The 15,992-nt window shown below is 73.5% G+C and carries 13 protein-coding genes; 10 read left to right on the forward strand and 3 right to left on the reverse strand.

Annotated elements, in window-relative coordinates; translation table 11 throughout:
• Positions 1 to 21: 21 nt before the first annotated feature.
• The 3 genes from AC6EI4_RS14050 to AC6EI4_RS14060 are packed head-to-tail and all read right to left on the reverse strand — an operon-like array spanning position 22 to position 4,771.
• Positions 22 to 2,448: a transglutaminase TgpA family protein gene (locus AC6EI4_RS14050; protein WP_498451825.1), complete on the reverse strand. Its 2,427-nt coding sequence runs from the start codon at positions 2,446 to 2,448 to the stop codon at positions 22 to 24.
• Positions 2,445 to 3,767 (reverse strand): DUF58 domain-containing protein, encoded by a 1,323-nt coding sequence (locus tag AC6EI4_RS14055; RefSeq protein ID WP_498451826.1) that lies wholly within the window; start codon positions 3,765 to 3,767, stop codon positions 2,445 to 2,447. The genes AC6EI4_RS14050 and AC6EI4_RS14055 overlap by 4 nt, the downstream gene beginning before the upstream one ends.
• A gap of 14 nt (positions 3,768 to 3,781) precedes the next feature.
• Complete coding sequence (locus tag AC6EI4_RS14060; RefSeq protein WP_498421831.1) at positions 3,782 to 4,771, reverse strand: AAA family ATPase; 990 nt, start codon at positions 4,769 to 4,771, stop codon at positions 3,782 to 3,784.
• A gap of 397 nt (positions 4,772 to 5,168) precedes the next feature.
• On the opposite strand from AC6EI4_RS14060, the gene mraZ reads away from it, so the two are divergent.
• The 10 genes from mraZ (at position 5,169) to ftsW (ending at position 15,990) form a co-directional block, all read left to right on the forward strand.
• Positions 5,169 to 5,597 carry a division/cell wall cluster transcriptional repressor MraZ gene (gene mraZ / locus AC6EI4_RS14065; RefSeq protein WP_498421830.1) on the forward strand — a complete coding sequence of 143 codons (429 nt, stop codon included), beginning with the start codon at positions 5,169 to 5,171 and terminating at the stop codon, positions 5,595 to 5,597.
• A gap of 245 nt (positions 5,598 to 5,842) precedes the next feature.
• Positions 5,843 to 6,031: a hypothetical protein gene (locus AC6EI4_RS14070; protein WP_498421829.1), complete on the forward strand. Its 189-nt coding sequence runs from the start codon at positions 5,843 to 5,845 to the stop codon at positions 6,029 to 6,031.
• 8 nt (positions 6,032 to 6,039) lie between these two features.
• A complete protein-coding gene (gene rsmH / locus AC6EI4_RS14075; protein ID WP_498421828.1) occupies positions 6,040 to 7,005 on the forward strand; it encodes a 16S rRNA (cytosine(1402)-N(4))-methyltransferase RsmH in 966 nt (321 codons plus the stop codon).
• Positions 7,002 to 7,595 (forward strand): cell division protein FtsL, encoded by a 594-nt coding sequence (ftsL, locus tag AC6EI4_RS14080; protein WP_498451827.1) that lies wholly within the window; start codon positions 7,002 to 7,004, stop codon positions 7,593 to 7,595. The genes rsmH and ftsL overlap by 4 nt, the downstream gene beginning before the upstream one ends.
• A gap of 155 nt (positions 7,596 to 7,750) precedes the next feature.
• A complete protein-coding gene (locus AC6EI4_RS14085; RefSeq protein WP_498421826.1) occupies positions 7,751 to 9,499 on the forward strand; it encodes a peptidoglycan D,D-transpeptidase FtsI family protein in 1,749 nt (582 codons plus the stop codon).
• Positions 9,500 to 9,524: 25 nt separating this feature from the next.
• On the forward strand, positions 9,525 to 11,078 hold the full coding sequence (locus AC6EI4_RS14090; protein WP_498422258.1) for a UDP-N-acetylmuramoyl-L-alanyl-D-glutamate--2,6-diaminopimelate ligase: 1,554 nt from the start codon (positions 9,525 to 9,527) through the stop codon (positions 11,076 to 11,078).
• The gene (locus tag AC6EI4_RS14095; RefSeq protein ID WP_498451828.1) at positions 11,075 to 12,487 is read left to right on the forward strand and encodes a UDP-N-acetylmuramoyl-tripeptide--D-alanyl-D-alanine ligase; all 1,413 of its coding nucleotides are present in this window, start codon (positions 11,075 to 11,077) and stop codon (positions 12,485 to 12,487) included. The genes AC6EI4_RS14090 and AC6EI4_RS14095 overlap by 4 nt, the downstream gene beginning before the upstream one ends.
• Positions 12,484 to 13,566 (forward strand): phospho-N-acetylmuramoyl-pentapeptide-transferase, encoded by a 1,083-nt coding sequence (gene mraY, locus AC6EI4_RS14100; RefSeq protein ID WP_498451829.1) that lies wholly within the window; start codon positions 12,484 to 12,486, stop codon positions 13,564 to 13,566. Before AC6EI4_RS14095 ends, mraY begins: the two co-directional genes overlap by 4 nt.
• The gene (locus tag AC6EI4_RS14105) at positions 13,548 to 14,549 is read left to right on the forward strand and encodes a Mur ligase family protein (RefSeq protein ID WP_498451830.1); all 1,002 of its coding nucleotides are present in this window, start codon (positions 13,548 to 13,550) and stop codon (positions 14,547 to 14,549) included. The genes mraY and AC6EI4_RS14105 overlap by 19 nt, the downstream gene beginning before the upstream one ends.
• 124 nt (positions 14,550 to 14,673) lie before the next feature.
• Positions 14,674 to 15,990, forward strand: a complete 1,317-nt coding sequence (gene ftsW / locus AC6EI4_RS14110; RefSeq protein WP_498421822.1) for a putative lipid II flippase FtsW — start codon at positions 14,674 to 14,676, stop codon at positions 15,988 to 15,990.
• Positions 15,991 to 15,992 lie beyond the last annotated feature (2 nt).

Raw genomic sequence — 15,992 nt, forward strand, 5'->3', positions numbered from 1 at the left:
GGTAGACGCCCGGTCCACCGACTACCGGTAGACCCCCGCCGGCGTCTCCTCGTCACGCTCGTGGCGGTGGTCGCCCCCGCCGCGACCGTCGTACCGGTCCTCGCGCTCGAAGACCGAGCGCGGCCACCAGGTGGACTGCAGCCGGCTCGACCGGCCGGCCCCGGCCGCGAGCGACTCTGCACACCGCTCGGTGTCGCGACGCAGCGAGGCGCCGTCCACCGGGGCGGCCGCGCGGGCGTAACGGTGACGCTCGACCGCCTGCGTGAGCCGGTCCAACGCCCCGGCCGCGTCCGGCGCGGCCTCGGGCCCCCGGCGGGGACGCTCGGGCGCCACCTGCGCCACCTGCGCGTCGGAGGGCGCGGGGACCGGGGCCAGCCACTGCGCCACCACGTCCCGGGTGGCGCGCGGAGACAGGCCCTCGGGCCACGGCAGGCGCAGGTCGAGCGCGCCGGCCCGCAGCTCGGTCCAGGCCGCGTCGGGGTCGCCGGCCTCCCAGCGCCGTGTGCGACGTACCCGGCGCAGGCCACGGGGCACCAGCAGCAGGACCGCCGTCAGCACCGTCGCGCCGATGCCGAGCACCGCCGCCCACGGGAAGCCCGCATCGGCCTCCGCGCTGGTCCCGACCTCGGGGAGCGGGGCATCGTCCGGCGCGGTCCGCGCCGAGGGCACCGGGCCGGGCGCCGAGCTCTCGGTGGGTGAGGGCTGCGTGGAGGGCTCGGGGGCGGAGGGGACCTCCTGGCGGGTGTACTCGGGGACGCTGGTGGCGCGGGTGGGGGGAGTGGGCTCGAAGCGCACCCAGCCGGCGCCGGGGAAGTAGAGCTCGGGCCAGGCGTGCATGTCCCAGCTGCTGTAGCGCCAGGTGCCCGGACCGATCTTGTCGGGCAGCAGGAAGCCGACGGCGACCCGGGCCGGGATGTCGAGGGCGCGCGCCATCACGGCCATGGCGGAGGCGAACTGCTCGCAGTAGCCCACCCGGCCGCCGTCGGCGGAGAGGAAGGCCTCCAGGGCGCTTCCCCCGTTGCCCGGCTCGGCGCGCTCGAGGGAGTAGGTGAAGCCGCCGTGGAGGCGGAACCAGCTCTGCAGGGCCACGGCCTTCTCGAAGCGGGTCCGGGCCTCGCGGGTCACGCTGTCGGCCAGGGAGGTGACCGTCTCGGGGAGGTCGGAGGGCAGATCGGTGAAGGTGTCGTCGACATCGTCGGCCCCGCCCGGAGCGGCGGCCAGGTCGCCGGCCTCGAGGCCGAGCTCGAGCGCGGTGGCGCTGTAGGTCAGCCGGCTGGTGTCCAGGCCGTCCTCGCTGGCGAGGAAGTCCATGGTGTCGAGGTCGTACTTCCAGGCGCCCTGGGCGGTGACCCGGCCGGCGAGCGGCGGGGTCGGCAGCCACGCCGAGCGGAACTCGTCCTCGACGCGGAAGTCGTAGTCGATCTCCCGGCGGGGCACCGAGGGGTCGACCCCGGCGGGGCCCGGCAGCTCGCCGTCCGCGCGCTGCTCGTCGGGGAGACTGCGGGTGCCGGAGGTCCAGGCTTCGCTGCTGAAGTTCGTGAGCACCGAGATGCGCAGGTACTGCGGTGCCGGGTCCGTGGTCTCGACCGTGATCAGTGGGACGTCGCCACCGCGCAGCAGGTCGCGGCGCAGGTCGGTCATCGGGTTCTCGAGCTTGATCTCGTCGTCGTCGCCGCCGCCCGGGCCCTGCCCCAGCACCGACAGCGAGAGCGTGGGGATCGCGAGGGGGACGGTCAGGGCGAGGACCGTGGCGATCGCCCCGATCAGCGTCGCGCTGGCCCGCAGCGGGGGACTGTCGACCACCGTCGGACGGGCCTGGTCCAGGGCGAGGTCGCCGCTGCCCCCGTGCGCGACCGGACGTCCCCAGCGGCCGATCTGCTCGCTGCCCTGCACGTAGAGCAGAGCGAGGAAGCCGACCGCCACCGCGACGAAGACCCACCAGTCGACCGAGTCGCCGAGGACGTTGAGCGGCAGCGAGTACGCACAGAGCAGGGGGAGCCCGGCCAGCGGCACCCGGCGCAGCGTGCAGGCCAGGAAGTCGACCAGCACGATGCAGACCAGGCCGGCGAGCATCAGCAGCGGGTGGATTCCGGCGACGTTGGCGGGCACCGGAGCCGCGTAGCGTCCGGCCGCGTCCACGGCTGCGCGCAGCGCCGCCTCCGCGTCGGCGAGGGCGGTGGGCGTGGGCAGGATCGAGCCGGTCAGCTCGCTGAGCAGGAGCACCGCCCCCAGCGCCAGCTGGGCGAGGAGCACGAGGACCGCGGGCAGCCGCAGCCGCCGCGCCAGGACACCGGTGAGCGTGATCAGCAGGCCGGCCATCACCAGCGGGACCAGGAAGTCGCCCGCGCGCTCGGTGAGGCCGCGCCAGGACAGGAGCGTGAGCCAGGTGGTGGCGAGCGCGACCAGTCCCATCACCAGCGCCGGGGGGCGCGAGCGCCCGGCGCTCATGGGGTCGCTCCCGCGCCCGCCGGCGAGACCAGGCGTCGGCCCAGCTCCTCCCAGACCGTCGGCAGTCGGTCGCGTGGCCCCAGGCGCGCCGCGCGCCAGCCCTGCTGGCCGAGCATCTCCGCGGACCGGGACAGGGGACCTGGCGAGGGGGACGGGCCGGCCTGGGGTGCACCCGAGGGACGCCCGGGATCCCAGGCGTCGACGTCGAGGGTGAGCGCCATCGCCGAGCCGCCGTGGTGGCGCATCCGGCGCAGCACCGGCAGGTCGGAGCCGTCGAGGGCGCCCAGCACCGCCACCACCATCCCGTGCTGGGTGGTCTCCAGCAGCCAGCCGCTGTCGATGCGGTCCAGGGCGACCAGCGGGACCACCGCCAGCGCCTGCAGCAGCGGACCCGTCTCGAGGTCGACGTCGTGGGCGTGCCACCCGGTGCTGGGCTCCTCCCCGGCGGCGGTGACCAGGCGTACGGCGAAGCCGCGCCGCGCCATGTGGACCGCGATCGAGGCGGCGGCCGACACGGCGGTCTCGAAGGAGCTGGCCAGGCCGCGGCCCCGGTGGGCGCGGTGCCGGTTGTCCAGGAAGATCGTGGCGCGCGACTGCCAGGGCTGCTCCTCGCGGCGCACCATCAGCTCGCCCACCCGTGCCGAGCTGCGCCAGTGCACGCGCCGCAGGTCGTCGCCGAGCCGGTACTCGCGCACCGTCACGTCCTCGGCGCTGCCGGTGTTGAAGGAGCGCGGCCGGTTGTCGCCCGAGCCCGTCCAGGTGCCGCCCAGCGCGATGGCCGGCAGTGCCACGGTCCGCGGGGTCACGGTCAGCTCCGAGGTGGAGTGGAAGGAGCGTCCGAGCTCGACGAGGCCGAAGGGGTCGCTGACCCGCACCGACATCGGGCCGATCTCGTAGTGGCCGCGCACCTCGGAGCGCACCTGGTAGGTCACCTCGCGGTGCCACCCGCGCCCGACGCCCTCCAGCACGAAGCGAGGCCGGGTGCCCAGGACGTAGGGGACCTGGTCCTCCAGCAGCAGCGCCCCCTGAGGCGTGCGCCCGTCGTTGCGCAGCCCCAGCCGCACCACGGCCGGTTGTCCGGCGGGAACGAGCTCGGGCTGGACCGAACGGCGCAGCGAGAGCTGGTAGTGACCGCGGGCGAGGACCAGGCAGGTGACCAGCGGCAGGGCCATCACCAGCACGCCGACCCGGGTCAGCGCCGGCTGGCCCAGGGCGATGGCGCAGCCCACGGCAGTGGCGCCGGCGGCGAGGAACGAGCGCCCGCGCACGGTCAGCCCGCTCAGCGCGGTGCGGACGGTGGCGAGGGGCGGGTACCTCATCGGGTCTCCCTGGCTCAGGCGCCGCCGGTGGGCGGTGCCCCGACGGGGACGGGCACCGACGCCACGACGGAGTCGAGGATCGCGGCCGCGCTGCGCCCGCTCATGGCTGCCTCGACGCTCGGCATCAGCCGGTGTGCGAGGACGGGGGAGGCGAGCGCGGTGAGGTCGTCGGGCACCACGTAGTCGCGTCCGTGCATCGCGGCCCGCGCCTTCGCGGCCCGCACCAGGTGCAGGGTGGCGCGCGGAGAGGCGCCCAGCGTCAGCTCGCGCGAGCGCCGGGTCGCGGTGGTGAGGGCGACGGCGTAGCGCTGCACCGGCTCGGCGACGTACACCTGCGCGACGATGCTGATCAGCTTGCGCACCTCCGCCGCGTCGGTGACCGGCTCGAGGTCGTCGAGCGGGTTGCTCCCGGTGTGCGAGGAGAGCATCGCGATCTCCGCGCTCTCCACCGGGTAGCCCACCGAGAGCCGCGCCATGAATCGGTCCCGCTGCGCCTCCGGCAGGGCGTAGGTGCCCTCCATCTCGATGGGGTTCTGGGTGGCGATCACGATGAACGGCGTGTCGAGCTGGAACGTGGTGCCGTCGACGGTGACCTGGCGCTCCTCCATGCACTCGAGCAGCGCGGACTGCGTCTTGGGGGAGGCGCGGTTGATCTCGTCGCCCACCACCACGTTGGCGAAGATGCCGCCGGGGCGGAACTCGAACTCGCGGGTGTCCTGGTTGAAGATCGACACCCCGGTGACGTCCGAGGGCAGCAGATCGGGTGTGAACTGGATGCGCCGCACGGAGCAGTCGATGCTGCGGGCCAGGGCCTTGCTCAGCATCGTCTTGCCCACCCCGGGCACGTCCTCGATCAGCAGGTGCCCCTCGGCGAGGAGCACGACGAGCGCTGCGGTGACCACCTCGGGCTTGCCCTCGATGACCCGCTCGACGTTGGCCCGGACTCGGCCGGTCACCCGGGCCAGGGTCTCCAGGTCGGCGCTCTCCGGTGTCGCTGCAACCACGTGCGCTCCCTCCCCGTCCTCACGGCCCGGGGCCACGCCCGCACCTGCGCCCACGGTAGGCGGTGGCGGCAACCTACCCGCCCGTCCCCACCATCCGCCCCACTTCGCTCCACCCGGCTGCGCCGCCAGCGCCGGATTCTCCCCACCGGCGCTCCACCCGAGGCCGGACCGGCCGGTGCGCACCCGGTCGAAGCCGCGCTGACCTGGGCAGACGCACATTCTGCCAGGGCTGGCCCCCGGTCGGCACCCCTCAGTCGGCGACCGGGCGGTCGCCCCGCTGACGGCCCAGACGGGCGGAAATCCGCCTCGAAACACGGCCGGAATGGTTGACGGTGGGGAAGCGTGGAGTATGGTGGAGCGCAGTGGAGGAAGAAGTGCTGACCTGTGGAGGTGGCCGATGTTCTTCGGCACCTACACACCGAAGCTCGACGACAAGGGACGGCTGTTCCTTCCGGCGAAGTTCAGGGAGGAACTGGCGGAGGGACTCGTGGTGACTCGTGGTCAGGAGCGGTGTCTGACGATCTGGTCGATGGAGGACTTCGGTCGCCTGACCGAGCGGCTCCGGGAGGCTCCGGTCACCAACAAGGGAACGCGGGACTACGTCCGGATGCTGTTCGCCGCCGCCTCGCAGGAGGTGCCGGACAAGCAGGGCCGGATCTCCATCCCGTCGGTACTGCGGGACTACGCCTCGCTCACCAAGGACGTGATGGTGATCGGCGCGATGAACCGGATCGAGATCTGGGACCCGGGCTCGTGGGAGACGTACTCGCAGGAGCAGGAGCAGAAGTTCGCCGAGCTCAGCGACGAGGTCTTCCCGGGGATCTGATCCCCACCAGCACAGCAACAAGCAGCACAGCAGCACCGCAGTTAGCAGCACAGCACCACCGCAGGACAAGAGAAGAACGAACTCGCAGGACGAGGTCTCGTGCCCGCTCCGACGGCGCCATCTGGGGCAACTTCCCCGGCTCCAGAGGGCCACTTCCCAATCCGGGGAGCGGGCAGGGACCTGGTCAGGCGAGTTCGTTCATTCCACGTCCGGCACCAGCAGGACCAGCAGGACCAGCAGTGCCCATGAGGGGCAGGGAGCGCAGCAACGTCGTGGGGGTCGAGACCATGGGCATGACACCGGTGCAGGTGACGCCCGGCTCACGCCGGGTGCGCCACCAGGCGCGTGAGGCACTCGCGGTGATGGCGTTCAGCGCGGTGACCTCGCTGGTCCTCGCCGTCGCCCTGATGCTCGCGCTGAGCCTGGGGCGCTAGGTCAGACGATGAGCGATCCCCGACACGTCCCGGTCCTGCTCGACCGGGTCGTCGCCCTGCTGGCACCCGCGCTCGAGCGCGAGGGGGCCGTGCTCCTCGACTGCACCCTCGGCCTCGGCGGTCACAGCGAGGCGGTGCTGACCCGGATCCCCGGCGCCCGGGTCGTCGGCATCGACCGCGACCCGCAGGCCCTGGCGCTCGCCGGCGAGCGGCTGGCTCCCTTCGGGGACCGCTTCACCGGGGTGCACGCGGTCTACGACGAGATCCCCGCGGTCCTCGACGACCTCGCTCTGCGCACCGTCGACGCCGTGCTCTTCGACCTCGGCGTCTCCTCGATGCAGCTCGACGTGGCCGAGCGCGGCTTCGCCTACCGCGTGGACGCCCCGCTGGACATGCGGATGGACGGCAGCACCGGCCCGACCGCCGCCGACGTGCTCAACACCTACGACGCCCGCGAGCTGACCCGCGTCCTGCGCGAGTACGGCGAGGAGAAGTTCGCCTCGAAGATCGCCCGGGCGGTGGTGCGCGAGCGCGAGAAGGAGCCGTTCACGACCTCGGGGCGCCTCGTCGAGCTGCTCTACGCCGAGATCCCGGCCCCCGCCCGCCGTACCGGAGGGCACCCGGCGAAGCGGACCTTCCAGGCGCTGCGGATGGAGGTCAACGACGAGCTCGCCGTGCTGCGCCGCGCGCTGCCGGCCGCGATCGCCGCGATCGGCGTGGGCGGCCGGGTGGTGGTGGAGAGCTACCACTCCCTGGAGGACCGGATGGTCAAGCAGGCCTTCACCGAGGCCACCCGCAGCACCGTGCCGGTCGACATGCCGTTCGTGCCCGAGGGGATGGAGCCGGCGCTGCGCCTGGTCACCCGGGGCGCGGAGAAGGCCGACGAGCACGAGATCGCCGAGAACCCCCGTGCCGCCAGCGTCCGTCTGCGCGCCCTTGAACGCGTCCGTCCCACCGAAGGGGTCACCCGATGAGCAGCACGGCACCGCAGCCTCGCCCCCGCTCGGCGCAGAGCGCCCTTCCCCGACTGGCGGGAGCGGGCCTGGAGCGCGCCCGGCTGAGCGTCGTCCCCGGGACCCGGCCGCAGGTCACCCGGGCGCCGTTCGTCGCCCTGGTGACGCTGTTGCTGCTCGGTGGCGTCGTCGGGCTGCTGCTGTTCAACACCTCGCTGCAGCAGAACTCCTTCGCCGCGACCGCGCTGGAGGCCCAGGCCAAGTCGTTGAGCGCGCGCCAGCAGACGCTGCAGATGGAGCTCGAGGAGCTGCGCAACCCCCAGCGGGTGGCCCGTGAGGCGCGTGGGCTGGGGATGGTGCTGGGGGCCTCGCCCACCTTCCTGCGGCTCGAGGACGCCGAGGTGATCGGCGCCGCGCCGGAGCCCGCCGCACCCGGCTCCGACGTCCGCATCGAGCCCCGCCCGCCGGTCAAGCCCTCCGTGCTCAACCCGCCGGTCCGGGTGGTCGAGGTGCCGGCGCCCGCGCCGGCCACCGAGCTGCCCACCGACGACACCCCGCGCGCCGGCGAGCGCGCCAAGCCGAAGTTCCGGGCGGACACGGCCCCGCGTTGAGCCGATCGGGCCCTCGCTGCCGGTAGAAATGGAGCGGCGGCGCACAGACCCCTGCGCCCCCGCTCGCCCCCGAACCAGACACGGAGACCCCGTTGCCAGCACCGCGCCCCCGGCCCACCGGCCGACCGACCGGATCCCGTGCCCCGCGCGGGAGGATGCGCCGCGGCTCGGCGCTGTTCCGGCTGCGGATCGGGTTCGTGCTGATCGCGATGGTGCTGTCGGTCTTCGGCGCGCGGCTGGTGCAGCTGCAGGGACTCGACCCGAAGGCGTACGCGGAGATGGCGGCGCAGGCCAACACCAAGGAGGTCACGCTGCCGGCGGATCGCGGGGCGATCCTGGACCGCAACGGCGTCGCGCTGGCCAGCTCGGTCGACGGCGTGATGATCATCGCCGACCCGATGCTGACCGCCGAGCACGCCCCCGAGCTGGCCAAGCTGCTCTCCACCCGCCTCGACGCCCGCTACGACGTCGACTACATCGACGTGCTCGAGAAGCTCCGCGCCGAGGGCCGACGCTACGAGTACGTCGCGCGCCGCATCCCCTCCGCGCTCGCCGAGGAGGTGCTCGAGGAGGCCGAGGAGCTGGGCTACCTGGGGCTGAGCACCGAGAGGGACCCGCTGCGCGACTACCCCAACGACGACGTGGCCGCCAACCTGGTCGGGTTCATGGGCACCGACGAGCCGCTGGCCGGGCTGGAGCTCACCTTCGACCACCTGCTGGCCGGCAAGGACGGCTCCACCCAGTTCGAGGGCGCCGGCGGCAACCGGCTGCCGCTGGGGGAGAGCAGCACCGTCGAGCCGGTCGACGGCACCGACCTCAAGCTGACCATCGACCGTGACGTGCAGTGGTACGTCCAGCGGGTGCTCCGCCAGACCGTGGAGGACTCCGGCGGCGAGTCCGGCGTGGCGATCGTGATGGACAGCCGCACCGGCGAGCTGATCGCGCTGGCCGACCACCCGACGTTCGACGCGAACTCGTGGCTGCTGGTGGACAAGGAGGACCGCGGCTCGCGCGCCGTCAGCGACGTCTACGAGCCCGGCTCGGTCGAGAAGGTGCTGACCGTGGCGGCGCTGCTGGACGCCGGGCGGGTCACCCCCCGGACCCGGATCGCGGTGCCCAGCCGGATCCCCAGCGGGGACCGCACCATCGGGGACTACTGGGAGCACGGTCCGCTGCGGCTGACCCTGGCCGGCACCCTGGCGAAGTCCTCCAACATCGGCACCGTCCTGGCCGCGGACAAGCTGAGCGCCGAGGAGCTGCACGGCTACCTGCGCGACTTCGGGCTCGGCCAGCGCACCGACGTCGGCATCCGCGGCGAGTCGGCCGGCATCCTGTCCGACGGGAGCCGCTGGGACGAGATGACCAAGGACCGGATCGCGTTCGGGCAGTCGATGTCGGTCAACGCCCTGCAGATGGTGACCGCGGTGAACACCGTGGCCAACAAGGGCGTCCGGGTCTCCCCGAGCCTGATCCAGGGCACGGCGACCACCGAGGACGGCGTGGAGGTGGGCTCGGGCACCACGCGCGCCGAGCGGGTGATCAGCGCCCGGGCCGCGACCCAGACCGCCCAGATGATGGAGCTGGTGCTCGACCCCGAGGACGGGGTGGCCCCGGGAGCGGCCGTGGACGGCTACCGGGTGGCCGGCAAGACCGGGACCGCCCAGCGTGTCGACGAGGAGTGCCAGTGCTACCGGCCGGGGGACAACACGGTGTCGTTCGCCGGCTTCGCCCCTGCCGACAAGCCCCGGTTCACCGTCTACGTGATGATCCAGAGCCCCAGCAACGGCGGCGGCGGCGGCTCGGTGGCAGGCCCGGCGTTCTCCAAGATCATGGGCCACGCGCTGCGGCGCTACGGTGTCCCGCCGACTGGGTCGCGAGCGCCCAGGCTGCCGGTGGAGTGGTGAGCCCAACGGGTAATCTCGCGCCGTGGTGAACCCAGCCTCCGACTCTGCCCCTGCCCACCCGATCAAGCCCTCCGGCCCCTCGGTCCGACCGCTCGACGTACGCCCGATCGCCCTGGCCGACCTGACCGCCTGGCTGGGGGAGCGCTCGGTCGTCGTCCGCGCCGAGAACGTCGCGGACGCGCTGGTGACCGGGATCTGTCTGGGCTCGCAGCGGGTCCAGGCCGGTGACCTGTACGCCGCACTGCCGGGGGCGCGGGTGCACGGCGCCGCGTTCACCGCAGACGCGCTCGAGGCCGGTGCGGTCGCGGTGCTCACCGACGAGGCGGGTGCCGCGCAGGTCCCCGCGGGCGTGCCCCTGCTGGTGGTGGACAGCCCGCGCTCGGTCCTCGGCGCACTGGCCTCGCACGTGTACGGCGAGCCCACCGAGAGCCTGCGGATGATCGCGGTGACCGGGACCCAGGGCAAGACCACCACCACCCGGCTGGCCGAGTCGGGGCTGCAGCGCGCCGGAGTCCCGGCCGGAGTCGTCGGCACGGTCGGCACCCGCGTGGCCGGGCAGGACGTCCCCACCTCGCTGACCACGCCCGAGGCCCCCGACCTGCACGGCCTCTTCGCGATGATGCGCGAGCGCGGCGTGACGGCCTGCGCGATGGAGGTCTCCAGCCACGCGCTGGTGATGGGGCGCGTCGACGGCATCGTCTTCGACGTCGCGGTCTTCACCAACCTCGGCCGCGACCACCTCGACTTCCACGCCGACGTGGAGGACTACTACCGCGCCAAGGCCTCGCTCTTCACGCCGCAGCGGGCCCGGCGCGCCCTGGTCAACCTCGACGACGCCCACGGCCGGCGACTGGCCCGCGAGGCCCGGATCCCGGTGCGCACCTTCTCGCTGAGAGACCCCGCGGCAGATTGGCGCGCGGTCGACGTCGAGCTGGCCGCCGACGGCTCCCGGTTCACCGTCGAGGGTCCGGACGGGGTCCGGGTGGCCGCCGGGGTGCCCCTGCCCGGCGACTTCAACGTCGCCAACGCGCTGGCCGCGGTGGCCGCGTGCGCCGAGGCCGGCTTCGACCCGGGCGAGATCGCCGCCGGTATCGCCGAGGGAGCCGGCGTCCCCGGACGGCTGGAGCGGATCGACGCGGGCCAGGACTTCGAGGTGGTCGTCGACTACGCGCACAAGCCGGACGCCGTCGAGGCGACGCTGGCCACCCTGCGCCCGCTCACCGAGGGACGGCTGATCGTGGTGCTCGGGGCCGGTGGCGACCGCGACCCCGGCAAGAGGCAGCTGATGGGGGAGATCGCGGCCCGGCTGGCCGACGTCCTGGTGGTGACCGACGACAACCCGCGCGGCGAGGACCCCGCCGCGATCCGGGCGGCGGTGCTGGCCGGCGCGTCCGGACCCGGCGAGGTGCTGGAGATCGGCGACCGGCGCGCCGCGATCCGCGAGGCGCTGCGCCTGGCGGTGGCCGGCGACATCGTGCTGATCGCCGGCAAGGGCCACGAGACCGGCCAGGAGGTGGGCCAGGTGGTCCACGACTTCGACGACCGGGTGGTCGTGCGCGAGGAGCTGGTCGCGCGATGATCGCGATGTCCCTGACCGAGATCGCCGACGCGGTGGGCGGCGCGGTCCACGACGCCGGCAGCGCCGACGTCGTGGTGCACGGACCGGCGTTCGTGGACAGCCGGCGGGTGGAGCCCGGCGGGCTCTTCGTCGCCGTGCCCGGCGAGCAGGTGGACGGCCACGACTACGCACGCGCCGCGGTCGGGGCCGGGGCTGCGGCGGTGCTCGGCACCCGCGCGACCGGGGTGCCGACGGTGGTCGTCGAGGACGCCGTGCTCGCCCTGGGGCGGCTGGCGCGCCACGTGCGCGAGCGCCTCACCGGCACCACCGTGCTGGCGCTGACCGGCAGCCAGGGCAAGACCGGCACCAAGGACTACCTCGCCCAGCTGCTGGCGACCCAGGGCCCCACGGTGGCCACCGCCGGCAACTTCAACAACGAGATCGGCGTGCCGCTCACGGTCCTGCGCGCGACGCCGGAGACGGCGTACCTGGTCGTGGAGATGGGGGCGCGCGGCCTCGGCCACATCGCCTACCTGTGCGACATCGCCCGCCCCAGCATCGCCGCGGTGCTCAACATCGGCTCCGCCCACCTCGGCGAGTTCGGCACGCGCGAGCGGATCGCGCAGGCCAAGGGGGAGATCCTCGAGGCGCTGCCCGCCGACGGGGTGGCGGTGATCAACGCCGACGACGACCTCGGCGCCGCGATGGCACCGCGCACCCGGGCCCGGGTGCTGCGCTTCGGGCGCGCCGACGACGCCGACCTCACCTGGTACGACGAGGAGGTCGACGACCTCGACCGCCCCGGCGCCGACTTCGTGCTGCGCACCGAGCGGCCCGAGCGCCGGATCCGCCAGCGCCTGCGGCAGTCGGGCGCCTTCCAGCTGCACAACGCCGCCGCCGCGCTCGCGATGGCGGTGGCGGCGGGGATGGAGTTCCCGGCCGCGGTGTCCGCCCTGGGCGACGTGGCGGCCACCTCGCCGTGGCGGATGGAGGTGCACGAGCGCAGCGACACCACGGTCGTGCTCAACGACGCCTACAACGCCAACCCGGCCGCGATGCGCGCGGCGCTGTCCTCGCTGTCCTCGATCGGCCGGCGGCGCGGGCGGCGCACGGTCGCGGTGCTGGGGGAGATGCGCGAGCTGGGGCCGGGCGCTGCCGCGGCCCACGCCGAGGTCGGCGCGGACGCGGCGCGTGCGGGCGTCGACGTGCTGGTGGTCGTCGGCGAGGAGGCGCGCGCCATCGCCGACGGCGCCCGGGACGTGCCCGGCTGGGGCGGCGTGGCCATCGTCACCACGTCACGTGACGAAGCGATCCGATGGGTGGGCGAGAATGTCTCGCCGGGCGACGTGGTGCTCGTCAAGGCCTCGCGCGGCGTGGGCCTCGAGCACGTCGCACAAGCACTTCTGGAACAAGGGAGCAATCCACGATGAGAGCGATCCTGCTCGGCGGCGGCCTGGCGCTGATCATCTCTCTTCTCGGCACGCGGGTCGCGATCACCGTGCTGTCACGCAAGGGCTATGGCCAGGAGATCCGCGACGACGGCCCCACCAGCCACCACACCAAGCGCGGCACCCCCACCATGGGTGGCCTGGTGATCATCCTGGCCACGGTGGTGAGCTACTTCCTCGCCAAGCTGATCACCTACCCGACGAACAAGGAGCTGCCCTCGGCGTCCGCGCTGCTGCTGCTGTTCCTGTTCGTGGGGCTCGGCCTGGTCGGCTTCCTCGACGACTTCATCAAGATCTACAAGCAGCGCAGCCTCGGGCTGCGCAGCAAGGCGAAGATGATCGGGCAGACCCTGATCGCGGTCGTCTTCGCGCTGCTCGCCCTCTCCCCGTGGATGGAGGACGAGCGGGGCCGGACCCCGGCGTCGAACCACATCTCGTTCATCCGCGACATCGACTGGCTGGGTCTGCCGCTGATCCTCGCGGTGCTGTTGATCTGGCTGATCATCGCCGGCACCAGCAACGCGGTGAACCTCACCGACGGGCTCGACGGACTGGCCACCGGCGCCTGCGCGATGGTGTTCGCGGCCTACACGCTGGTGAACATCTGGCAGTTCAACCAGGCGTGCGGCATCGAGCCGGGCCCGACCTGCTACGAGGTGCGCGACCCGCTGGACCTCGCCGTGGTCGCCGCCTCGATCACCGGTGCCTGCTTCGGCTTCCTGTGGTGGAACGCCTCCCCGGCCCAGATCTTCATGGGCGACACCGGCTCGCTCTCCCTGGGCGGGGCTCTGGCCGGACTCGCCATCCTGACCCGCACCGAGCTGCTGCTGGTGATCCTGGGCGGCCTGTTCATCATCGAGACCCTCTCGGTGATGATCCAGGTGGGCTACTTCAAGCTCTCCAAGGGGCGGCGCGTCTTCCGGATGGCGCCGCTGCACCACCACTTCGAGATGCTCGGCTGGGAGCAGGTGACGGTCGTCATCCGGTTCTGGATCATCACCGGCATCTGCGTCGTCGCCGGGCTCGGCATCTTCTACACCCAATGGGTGGCCAGCACGTGACGCCCGCCGAGGTCGATGCGCTCGGGCGCACCAGCCGCTGGTCCGGGGTCCGGGTCGTCGTCGCCGGCTTCGGGCGTGACGGGTTCGCCTGCGCCGACAACCTCAACCATCTCGGCGCCGACGTGCTCGCCCTCGACGAGACCGCGGGGGAGGACCGCGCGGAGCCGGCCGAGCTGCTCGAGGTGCTCGGCGCCCGGGTCCGCCTGGGCGAGGGTGCGGCCGACACGCTGCCCGAGGACACCGACCTGCTCGTGGTGACCCCGGGCTGGCACCTCGAGGGCCCGCTGCTGGAGCAGGCCCGCGCCCGCGGCGTGCCGGTCTGGGGGGAGGTCGAGCTGGCCTGGCGGCTGCGCGATCCCGCGCACCACACCCCCTGGCTGGTGGCCGCCGGCGACGGGGACACCGAGCCGGTCGTGGAGATGCTCGCCTCGATCCTGCGCGCCAGCGGCCGGCGCACTGACGTCGTCGGCGTCTCCGGTCTGCCGGTCGTGGAGGCGGTGATGGACACCGAGCGCTACGACGCCCTGGTGGTCCGCCTGGACGCCACCCGGCTGCGCCACTGCCGCTCGATGAGCGCGCAGGCGGCGGTGGTCCTCGGGGCCCACGACGGCGTCGAGGACCTGGCCCGCGCCTACGAGAACGTGCAGGTGGCCTGCGTGTACGACGCGGCCGACCCCGACGTGGAGATGCTGGTGCGCGAGGCGGACGTCGTGGAGGGCGCCCGTGCCGTCGGCTGCACCCTGGGGATGCCCGCGGTGGGGATGCTCGGGCTGGTCGAGGACATCCTCGCCGACCGCGCGTTCATCGAGGCGCGCCACACCAGCGCCGCCGAGCTGTGCACGGTCGGGGACCTCCCCGACGGCGAGCCCCGCACGGTGGCCGCGGCGCTGAGCGCCGCGGCGCTGGCCCGTGCCCACGGCGTCGCGCGCGGCGCCGTACGCGACGGGCTGCGCGGGTACGTCCCGCCCCACCGCGAAGGGTGACCCTGCTCGCCCTTGCGGCGACACGCGCCGGATGTCCCGGTCATCGGCGCGACGGCCGGGGAGACTCGTGGCGACGTCGTCCCACCGGGGACGCGCAGGGCCGGGAGGAGCGTGAGGGGCCGCGATGACGACCGTCCCGCCGGACACCCGACGGCGCTCGCGCCCGACGGACGCCGAGCCGGACCCGGCACCGCGCTCGGGGCTCCTGGACACCCTGCGGGAGGCGCGCACCACGGTGCAGCACACCGCCAGCGGCATCCGCCACGCGCTGGACCGGCCGCTCACGTCGTACTACCTGCTGCTGGGCGCCTCCGCGCTGCTGCTGACCATCGGGTTGATCATGGTGCTCAGCTCCTCGAGCGTCTACGCCTACGAGCACATGGACAACTCCTACGGGATCGTCGAGCGCCAGCTGGTGTGGGTGCTCATCGGCCTGCCCTGCGCCTGGATCGCCTCCCGGCTGTCGTACCGCTTCTTGTGGGTGATCAGCTGGCCGGCGATGGTGATCGCGATCGTGATGCTCGCGCTGACCAAGACCTCGCTCGGCGTCGAGGTCAGCGGCAACACCAACTGGCTCGCGCTCGGCCCGGTCCAGCTGCAGCCCTCGGAGATCGCGAAGCTGGCGATCGTGCTGTGGGCCGCGGGCGTGTACGCGCACAAGGAGCAGCTGCTGGACCGGCTCAGCCACGTGTTCCTGCCGGTCGTGCCCGGCCTGCTGCTGGTGATCGGGCTGGTGCTGTGGCAGGGCGACCTGGGCACCGCGCTAGTGCTCGGCGCCATCCTGATGGCGCTGCTGTGGGTGGTCGGCGCGCCGGCCCGCTTCTTCGTCGCCGCGGTGGTGGCCGCCGGCGTGGCCCTGGCCGCGCTGGCCTCGACCAGCCCGGAGCGCCTGGACCGGATCCGGAACTTCGTCGACCCGTTCAAGGACTACCAGGACGCCGGCTGGCAGCCCGCGCACGGGCTGTTCGCGCTGTCCTCGGGCAGCTTCTTCGGCCGCGGCATCGGCGCCAGCCAGCAGAAGTGGGGCGACCTGCCCGAGGCCCACACCGACTTCATCTTCGCCGTCCTCGGCGAGGAGCTCGGCCTGGTCGGCACGCTGCTGGTGCTCGCCCTGTTCTTCACCATCGCCTACGCCGCCATCCGGGTCGCCCTCACCACCACCGAGCCGTTCGTGCGCTACGCGACGTTCGCGATCGTGGTGTGGCTGCTGGGCCAGGCGATGATCAACATCGGTATGGTGCTGGCCCTGCTCCCCGTCATCGGCATCCCGCTCCCGCTGGTGTCGTACGGCGGGTCGGCGCTGCTGCCCTCGCTGGTGGCGCTCGGCCTGCTGATCGGCTTCGCCCGGCGGGAGCCGGAAGCCGCGCGCGCCCTCGCCGCGCGGCGTCGCACCCGGACGGCCGGGCGCTCCGCCCCGTGGTCGTCGCGTCGGGGCCGATAGAT

Source organism: Nocardioides sp. Z43_10, from assembly GCF_059766615.1.

Coding starts and splice junctions, on each gene's coding strand:
- AC6EI4_RS14050 (WP_498451825.1), bottom strand. CDS start 2,448: ATGAGCGCCGGGCGCTCGCGCCCCCCGGCGCTGGTGATGGGACTGGTC.
- AC6EI4_RS14055 (WP_498451826.1), bottom strand. CDS start 3,767: ATGAGGTACCCGCCCCTCGCCACCGTCCGCACCGCGCTGAGCGGGCTG.
- mraZ (WP_498421830.1), top strand. CDS start 5,169: ATGTTCTTCGGCACCTACACACCGAAGCTCGACGACAAGGGACGGCTG.
- AC6EI4_RS14070 (WP_498421829.1), top strand. CDS start 5,843: ATGAGGGGCAGGGAGCGCAGCAACGTCGTGGGGGTCGAGACCATGGGC.
- rsmH (WP_498421828.1), top strand. CDS start 6,040: ATGAGCGATCCCCGACACGTCCCGGTCCTGCTCGACCGGGTCGTCGCC.
- ftsL (WP_498451827.1), top strand. CDS start 7,002: ATGAGCAGCACGGCACCGCAGCCTCGCCCCCGCTCGGCGCAGAGCGCC.
- AC6EI4_RS14085 (WP_498421826.1), top strand. CDS start 7,751: ATGCGCCGCGGCTCGGCGCTGTTCCGGCTGCGGATCGGGTTCGTGCTG.
- AC6EI4_RS14095 (WP_498451828.1), top strand. CDS start 11,075: ATGATCGCGATGTCCCTGACCGAGATCGCCGACGCGGTGGGCGGCGCG.
- mraY (WP_498451829.1), top strand. CDS start 12,484: ATGAGAGCGATCCTGCTCGGCGGCGGCCTGGCGCTGATCATCTCTCTT.
- AC6EI4_RS14105 (WP_498451830.1), top strand. CDS start 13,548: ATGGGTGGCCAGCACGTGACGCCCGCCGAGGTCGATGCGCTCGGGCGC.
- ftsW (WP_498421822.1), top strand. CDS start 14,674: ATGACGACCGTCCCGCCGGACACCCGACGGCGCTCGCGCCCGACGGAC.